Below are 8,365 nucleotides of genomic sequence, written 5' to 3'. Positions count from 1 at the left end.
AGTCATGGTCTTTATAATAACAATTGAATTTGATAATTAGTTTATAACACTTTTAAGTAGGATTGACTATAGTAGCAAGATCATGTCATCTTGTGAATAGGTGATATTTAAACGGCAACTACGTTTACTTAGCCTTTTTGAGCGCTTAACTCATTCATTAGACCATGGGCAGCTTCTGCATTATCAGTGTTGTAACGGCTGATATAAGTCAGACGCAAAATGATGTGCTCACCATGTCGCATTTTTAAGCGATTTGATTCTACAATATCGACGGTTTCCATAAAATTTCCCAACTGATTTGTTAAAGGTATAAAGCAAAACGGCTAAATTGTGTTTAGTACGCTATGGATACTTGTGCTAATAACTACGGCTGGATTCTTTTGATAAAAGCAGCCATACCACGAGATAAATCACTGTTACTGCTCTTTTGAATTTCTTGCGCCAATAACAATAGTTGCGCGCTGTCCTCACATTGCTCTAACCCCAACAAATAACCCCACGCTTCTGCAGGCGGTGCATTTTTTTCGATATAGGTCGCCAAGTCGGACTTGATAGGACCATATTGGGCATTGGGCGCAACTGATTTAAACATATCGCCTATAGATTTGTTGCCAACGTCTGTCGCATCTTTTGGCTGCTTGCTATTAAAAGTACGCTCGAACTCTACCTCAGTACTGGCATCAAATGAGTATGCAGCTGACTGAGAGTGCTCAGTGTTTGGCGCTTTGATCGTAGCAGATACCTGCCGAGCGTCTTGGGCTTGAGCATCCATGTGAGTGGTCACCAGTTCAATACACTCAAGCTCTAACAGCAGCTCAAATAATGGTCCAATACCGCCAAAGTCTGCAAACATTTTGCTATTGTCTAACGTATCTAAATAGTTTTGATACGTGCGTTTGCCATCAATCATGATAAGCAATGTTCTCGCCTCTCTTGGCAAAACGCCAAGACTTTGAGACTTTATTTCTGCTCTACCCAAGTCGCTTTTGCGAAACACATCACCGTAATTCATTGCTTATACCCAGTATTGACAGTAAGGGATGCACCTCACTTGTAAGACGCTGGCCCAGATAGTTATTATATTGATAGTCAACAAACGACCAGAATCTAATACATCCAAATAATTGTTAAGCGTTGCTTTAGCCGTCAAGACCTTGCTTAAATTTCGCTACATTATTTATTTTAATTAAGTATATCAACGTCATGCATCAACTGTTAGTGATAATTAAAGTGGATAGAGCGAACGGTTTATATATGGAATGAAAGGTAGTTTTTATAAATTTCAATATAAAAATTGAAAATAAAAATAATGGCAACAACGCTTCTAAAAAATAACGGTTATATACAACAGTGAACAACCACACTTCCTTGATAAACCACTCAATAGTAAGCGCATATATTTCCAGCCTTTAATAGCAGAATAAAAATAAACATAAGTTTTGTTTTTTATTAGTAAAATAACAATAAGCAAGTCTATTATTTGATACTTAATCTCTGATATCGCGTGAATATAAACATATAGGCAATCTTTTAATAATTTATTCATAAAAACTAAAAAACCCCGCTATTAACGGGATTTTTAATTCAAAGATACTTGTTCAAATCTTTATCTTTTAAACAAAAAAAAGAGCCTATAAGTATAGGCTCTAATGACTTTTCTCTACACTATCAGGTTATTGTATAAGTTAGAACGGGATATCATCATCTACAGGACCATCTGGCATAGCCGTAGGTCTAGACTGCGCAGGTTTCTGAGCCGGTTGATTAAACTGGTTTTGCTGAGCGGGCGCATTTTGATTGTTAAAGCTGTTTTGCCCACCACTCGCTTGGTTGTTATAGCCGCCTTGCTGTGCTGGCTGATTGCCCACTTGCTGAGCAAAGTTATTCTGATTACTTTGGCCGCCTTGGTTGCCGTAACTGTTTGAGTTTTGTCCACCTTGATTGTTACTAAAGCCTCCATTATCGCTTTGGCCACCACTCATACCATCAAGCATTTGCATTTGCTCAGCTCGAATCTCCGTAATATAACGATCTTGACCGTTCTGGTCTTGGTACTTACGCGTGCGTAGACTGCCTTCAATATAGACCTTGCTGCCTTTACGCAGGTACTGTGCAGCGATTTCACCCAAACGATTAAACAGTGAGATACGATGCCACTCTGTCGCTTCTCTTTTTTCACCACTTTGTTTGTCTGTCCATTGCTCAGAAGTTGCCACCGAGATATTGGTCACGCTCCCGCCATTATTAAATTGACGCGCCTCAGGGTCTGCTCCAAGGTTACCGATAATGATAACTTTATTAACTCCGCGCATGATACCGTCCTTTTGCTGATGAATAATTATTCGATAGAACCTATACGTCCTACCGATGATATGATTTTACTTTAACCAATTTTTGTTCGAATATCTACAGGCTAGCTATGATAAACGTCAATCTATGTCGCTTAGGTATGCAAGATAAAAGTTTAACCAATAAACACGCCACTATTTTGCCATTTTAAAATAGGTATGAACACCGTCCGCTTATTCTTTTTAAGTCGTTTCTCACGCTCTATCTGTTACTCAGTATCAGTATTTTTGCGATGCATACTTAATGTCACGCTGCCAAGCTCGACGCCAAACTTTGTCATCACTGAACGATTGAGCATGACATCGTCATTAATGAGATACATCCAATCGTCAAAATTCACTTTGTAGGTTTTGTCCTCGACTGGCAGATTTAATACATAATCCCAATGCAGGGTATTGCCTACCACATCGCCGGTTGCCTCGCCAACGACGTCGCCTGCTGTACCAATCCAGCGTCCATTACTTTTCTCAGTCAGTCGCCATATACGCTGCGATTTTGACCCATCTGCCCACGAAAATTTTTCGTCCAGAATGATGACATCATCGCCTTCGTGAGTCGCATCGATATCGACATAAAAGCGTTTTTGACCTCACCATCATGCCCTTGAAACATGCCCCACCCCTCGATTTGACCTGAGAAAAACTTATGCATATCAAGCGTTGGTGTGGTGTTCTGATAGGCTTGAATATTTTGCGTGGCACAGCCAGATGTCAGTAGCGTGGCCGATAGACCAATACCTACTGTTAACTTGGCAATTGAGCAATGCGCCTTCTTTTTACCTTCTATGACACTACCAGACAATATCTTAAATTTACTCATATTAATTCCTTTTAAATAGAGATAAATATCTGACACTCACCGATTGATGATTATCTATACGCTACACGATCTATACGGCTGCTGGCCATTCAATTCTGCCTATTTGCCCTTATTTCTATAAATTTGGGTCTCTGCCGCTATTTAAATATCTAACGGACTTTGCGCCAAATACGATAGCGTTTGTCGTGACTCATCTGTTATTTGGGTCTTATCTAACTTGAGATAAGCGACCTGTTCTTTTGCCATAACGACCAGCTCATCCACGCCATCAACTGCTAGCATCTGCCGAGACCAATCTTGGATATTGATGTTTTTAGGAATGGTTACTGTCGTGCTCGACAGATAAGGTGGCTGAGCAATGGGGATAATCAGCAGCAATGCGATGCCCATGACAAGTGACAAGAGCCCCCATGCCAGCAGATTAGACTGATTCAATAGCAGCCCGCCCATCGCGCCACCAACGAACGCACCTAAAAACTGGCTAGATGAATTAAGCCCCATCGCGGTTGCTTTATTGGCGACTGGTGCACGCTTAGATATCCAGGATGGAATCGTCGCCTCAAGCAAATTAAAACCCATAAAATAGAGCAATAAACCTACAATAATACCGACACCGACTTGGCTACCCAAGGCAAGAAATGCCAAGGCTGCAGTCATTAAGGCGATAGCAGCTAGAAAGACTTGGCGCATTTTACGTTTCTTTTCGGCAATGATGATAAATGGAATGGCGACTGCGAAACCAACAAACAATAGCGGCAAGTAGACCAAGCCTTGCTGACGTACCGATAGACCCATCACCTCTGTGAGCTGGTGCGGTAGTATGACAAATATGGCGGTCATCGTTAGATGTAGTGCAAAGACACCGATGTGTAAGCGATTCAAATCCCCTACCTTAAGGACGGTCGCTAACTGCTCGCGAATCGACTTGTTGTCCAGATTGTGCTTGAGCACGCGCATTGGCGTGGGCACCATCAGCAATAGCAGCATGGCTAAAACAGCAAAACCTGCCGTCAGCCAAAACAATCCTGAGATACCAAGCGAGCCTACTAATAACGGCCCAAAGGCAAAGGCGAGCATGATGGAGGTAGCAATAGTCAAGCCCATCGTCGCCATTGCCTTGGTGCGCATCTCCTCGCGGGTGACGTCGGCAAGCAATGCCATGAGCACCGCAGAAACCGCACCGCTCCCTGCCAGCGCGCGCCCGATGATCACCTGATAAATATCAGTGGCATTGGCGGCAATAATACCGCCCACCGCAAACAGTATCAGACCAAGCATGATAATCGGCTTACGCGGAAACTTATCAGCGGCAAGGCTCATCGGTATCTGAAAGATCGCTTGTCCTAGTCCATAAATACCAACGGCCAGACCAATCAAAAACGGCGTCGCGTGTGCATAATTGTCACCATAAACAGAAAACACCGGCACAATCATAAACAAGCCAATCATACGCAAGGCAAAGATGCCACCGACTCCGAGGATTGCCCGTTTCTCTACGCTATTCATACTTGCCTCACTGATTGATCATTGCTTTTTTTTCACTGCTGGTACTTGTACTGCACCATGATTTATCACTACTGGTTTATCAAAACACTGGCCTATAAATCAAGCCCCCTAGTATAAGACATTCGCCGTTTGGTTGCCGAGACTTTTATTACTAGGCGCTACTCGCTAGCTCTACCTTCATGATCTCTATAGTTTTGTTACCAACCTTCTTTAATACGTGTCCCTGACTTGAATAATCGCCTAATCGTGACTATAAAGTAAAGCGTTGATAGCATTGTTCTTTTACTTATTGTTCTGCTACGAATATGGCTTGCTGATAATTATTCGTTTACTAAGAAATGCAGCCGTTTCAAACTTACTCAATAGCTATCGTAAAAATATAAATACCGGTTGGCTATTTACCCCTAACTGACAAAGATAGACTTTTGTTAATTAACGAAAGCGAATAGGGTTTAAAAAATAGTTAAGCCTTTGACTGCTTTTTCCTTTTATTTATCTATTTTATTATGACTTAACATTATTTACTTTTTAAATTTACAATTGTTGGTTGGTTTTATGAACTGCTGACCCACTTTAGAAAATAGGAAACCCCTTACCGATGGCACATGACCATATCGCAATACGCGGCGCACGTACTCATAATCTCAAAAACATTGATCTTGATATCCCACGTGATAAATTCGTGGTAATTACTGGTTTATCCGGTTCTGGTAAATCGTCCTTGGCTTTTGATACGCTATATGCCGAAGGACAACGCCGATATGTCGAGAGTCTGTCCGCTTATGCGCGCCAGTTCTTATCGCAGATGGAAAAGCCTGAAGTCGATAGCATCGAAGGCTTGTCACCGGCAATTGCTATTGAGCAAAAATCGACCAACCATAATCCACGCTCAACGGTCGGTACGATCACTGAGATTTATGATTACCTGCGTCTATTATACGCGCGTATCGGCACGCCTTATTGCCCAGAGCATGGCGAACCTATGGTGGCGCAGTCGGTGACCGAGATGGTCGATCAGGTTATGGCACTCCCCGATGAGACCAAGCTTATGATCCTTGCGCCAGTAGTGCGTGAGCGTAAAGGAGAGCATACAGTGCTGCTTGAGCAATTGATCGGTCAAGGCTTTGTACGCGTACGCGTCGATGGTCATGTCTATGATACTGACGAGCTACCGACGCTCGATAAGAAGAAAAAGCACACCATCGAAGTGGTGGTCGATCGCTTTAAGGTTCGTGATGACTTAGGTAACCGCGTCGCTGAGAGCTTGGAGACCGCGCTACGTTTGGGACAAGGTCTAGTGACGCTGCACTTTATGGATGGTAATCCTACTGAGGGCGGCTCTGATAATCAAGTGATGTCTGCCAAGCACAGCTGTCCGATTTGTGATCGCGCTGTACCTGGGCTTGAGCCGCGCATGTTTAGTTTTAACAACCCCTACGGTGCTTGCCCAACTTGTGATGGACTGGGTAAGCGTCAGTATTTCGCTGCTGAAAAGCTCATTACTCATGTTGATAAGACGCTCAATCAAGGCGCGATTAACGGTTGGGATAAGCGCCACTCGTACTATTTTGGGCTGCTAACCACCGTTTGTAACCATTTTAATATCGATATGGATACGCCGTGGACGGAGCTGCCCAAAAAGCAGCAAGAGCTGATCATGCACGGCTCAGGTAAAGAGAAGCTCACCTTTAACTTTACCGATGAGCGCGGACGTAAAACCAATAAAACCGTTCCTTTTGAAGGCGTACTACCCTATCTTGAGCGCCGTTATGCCAAAACGCAAAGCAACTTAGTGCGGGACGAGCTGGCAAAGTATCTGGCTGACACCACCTGTAACGTCTGCGATGGCGCGCGCCTCAATGAAATCTCGCGTAACGTGCGTGTCGATGAACAAACCATCGCTGAAATCGTCAAGCTCTCCATTGGCGACGCGGCGGACTATTATAAGAGTCTTAAAATCAGTGGTCATAAAGGGGAAGTCGCCGAGAAGATCTTTAAAGAGATTAACGAGCGCTTAAACTTCTTGGTCAGCGTTGGCCTCGATTATCTAACCCTAGCGCGCTCTGCCGAAACCCTATCCGGCGGTGAAGCGCAGCGTATTCGTTTGGCCAGTCAAATCGGTGCAGGTCTGATGGGCGTGATGTATGTCCTTGATGAGCCGTCGATCGGTCTGCATCAGCGTGATAACGACCGCTTGCTAAAGACTCTAACACGCCTGCGTGATTTAGGTAATACCGTACTGGTCGTTGAGCACGATGAAGATGCGATTCGTCAAGCGGATCACGTCATCGATATCGGTATTGGGGCTGGCGTACACGGTGGTCATATCATCGCCGAGGGCACGGTCGATGAAGTGATGGCAACGCCAGACTCGCTCACCGGACAATATATGTCGGGCGAAAAACGCATTGAGATACCAAAAGTGCGGCATAAAGCCAAAACCGTAGAGGTCGAGGTTAAAGGTAAAGCGAAAGCCAAAACTAAAAAGGTACCGATGACTATCGAGCTCAAAGGCGCCTCAGGCAACAACCTAAAAGACGTCGATCTGAGCCTGCCCGTTGGGGTGATGACGTGTGTCACAGGTGTATCGGGTTCTGGTAAATCAACGCTGATTAACCGTACGCTTATGCCTATCGCCGCCACGCAATTAAACAATGCCTCAACGCTAATCGCGGATAAGCATGACAGCATTAGCGGTCTTGAGCATTTGGATAAAATGGTCGATATCGATCAAAGCCCAATTGGTCGTACCCCGCGCTCCAATCCTGCGACTTATACTGGCGTCTTCACTCCCGTGCGTGAGATGTTCGCGCAAACCCCTGAAGCCCGCGCACGTGGTTATAAAGCTGGGCGCTTTAGCTTCAACGTCAAAGGCGGACGCTGTGAGATGTGCCAAGGCGACGGTCTCATCAAAGTTGAGATGCATTTCTTACCGGATATGTATGTGCCGTGTGACACCTGTGAAGGCAAGCGTTATAACCGCGAGACCTTAGAGATTCACTATAAAGGCAAAACCATCGCTGACGTGCTCGAGATGACGGTAGAGGACGCCACTGAGTTCTTCTCGGCGATTCCAGCGATCTATCGTCGCCTGCAAGCGTTGATGGATGTGGGACTGAGCTACATTCGCTTGGGTCAGTCTGCACCGACCCTATCTGGCGGTGAAGCGCAGCGGGTGAAACTGGCACGCGAGCTTGCCAAGCGTGATACCGGACAGACGCTCTATATCTTGGATGAGCCGACCACTGGCCTGCATTTCCATGATATCGATAAGCTGCTTAATATCTTGCATGCGCTACGCGATAAAGGTAACACCATCGTGGTCATTGAGCATAACTTGGATGTCATCAAAACTGCGGATTGGGTGATTGATCTTGGCCCTGAAGGCGGTAAAGGTGGCGGCATGATTATCGCGGAGGGTACGCCAGAAGAGGTCGCAGAGGTCGAAGGCTCACACACGGGTGAGTTTTTGAAACCGATGCTTGAGCAAGGATTAAAAGACGTAAGCTAAAATAAATTAGCAGATTATTGATAGTGAGTTATTGCTAAAAGGCCACTCTTTCGGGAGTGGCCTTTTTTGTTGGATTTAGTTTGGTTGGTGTCGACATATAAAAACCCTAAGCGGAAATTTGTCTAGGGGAGTTTCCCAAACTCTGTGTAACTGCTTATAATCCACTAACAGGAGAATAAG

The 8,365-nt window shown here is 44.7% G+C and carries 5 protein-coding genes and 1 pseudogene; 1 reads left to right on the top strand and 5 read right to left on the bottom strand.

Annotation, left to right across the window (positions count from 1 at the left end; genetic code table 11):
• Positions 1-128: 128 nt before the first annotated feature.
• The 5 genes and pseudogenes from L0G63_RS12960 to L0G63_RS12940 all read right to left on the bottom strand — a co-directional run bounded on the left by L0G63_RS12960 (position 129) and on the right by L0G63_RS12940 (position 4,674).
• A complete protein-coding gene (locus tag L0G63_RS12960) occupies positions 129-281 on the bottom strand; it encodes a hypothetical protein (protein WP_301451024.1) in 153 nt (50 codons plus the stop codon).
• Positions 282-364: 83 nt separating this feature from the next.
• Positions 365-1,012 (bottom strand): hypothetical protein, encoded by a 648-nt coding sequence (locus tag L0G63_RS12955; protein ID WP_301451023.1) that lies wholly within the window; start codon positions 1,010-1,012, stop codon positions 365-367.
• A 673-nt stretch (positions 1,013-1,685) separates the two neighbouring features.
• Positions 1,686-2,312, bottom strand: a complete 627-nt coding sequence (gene ssb / locus L0G63_RS12950) for a single-stranded DNA-binding protein (RefSeq protein WP_301451022.1) — start codon at positions 2,310-2,312, stop codon at positions 1,686-1,688.
• A 245-nt stretch (positions 2,313-2,557) separates the two neighbouring features.
• A pseudogene (locus tag L0G63_RS12945) lies at positions 2,558-3,168 on the bottom strand (DUF3833 domain-containing protein).
• Between the two features lie 141 nt (positions 3,169-3,309).
• Positions 3,310-4,674 carry an MFS transporter gene (locus L0G63_RS12940; RefSeq protein WP_301451021.1) on the bottom strand — a complete coding sequence of 455 codons (1,365 nt, stop codon included), beginning with the start codon at positions 4,672-4,674 and terminating at the stop codon, positions 3,310-3,312.
• 598 nt (positions 4,675-5,272) lie between these two features.
• On the opposite strand from L0G63_RS12940, the gene uvrA reads away from it, so the two are divergent.
• On the top strand, positions 5,273-8,185 hold the full coding sequence (gene uvrA / locus L0G63_RS12935; RefSeq protein ID WP_301451020.1) for an excinuclease ABC subunit UvrA: 2,913 nt from the start codon (positions 5,273-5,275) through the stop codon (positions 8,183-8,185).
• The last annotated feature ends 180 nt before the right edge of the window (positions 8,186-8,365 follow it).

This window comes from Psychrobacter sp. (assembly GCF_030454045.1).
Lineage (GTDB): Bacteria > Pseudomonadota > Gammaproteobacteria > Pseudomonadales > Moraxellaceae > Psychrobacter.
Note: the sequence above shows the minus strand (reverse complement) of the source record. Positions and strands in the feature narration are given on the sequence as shown.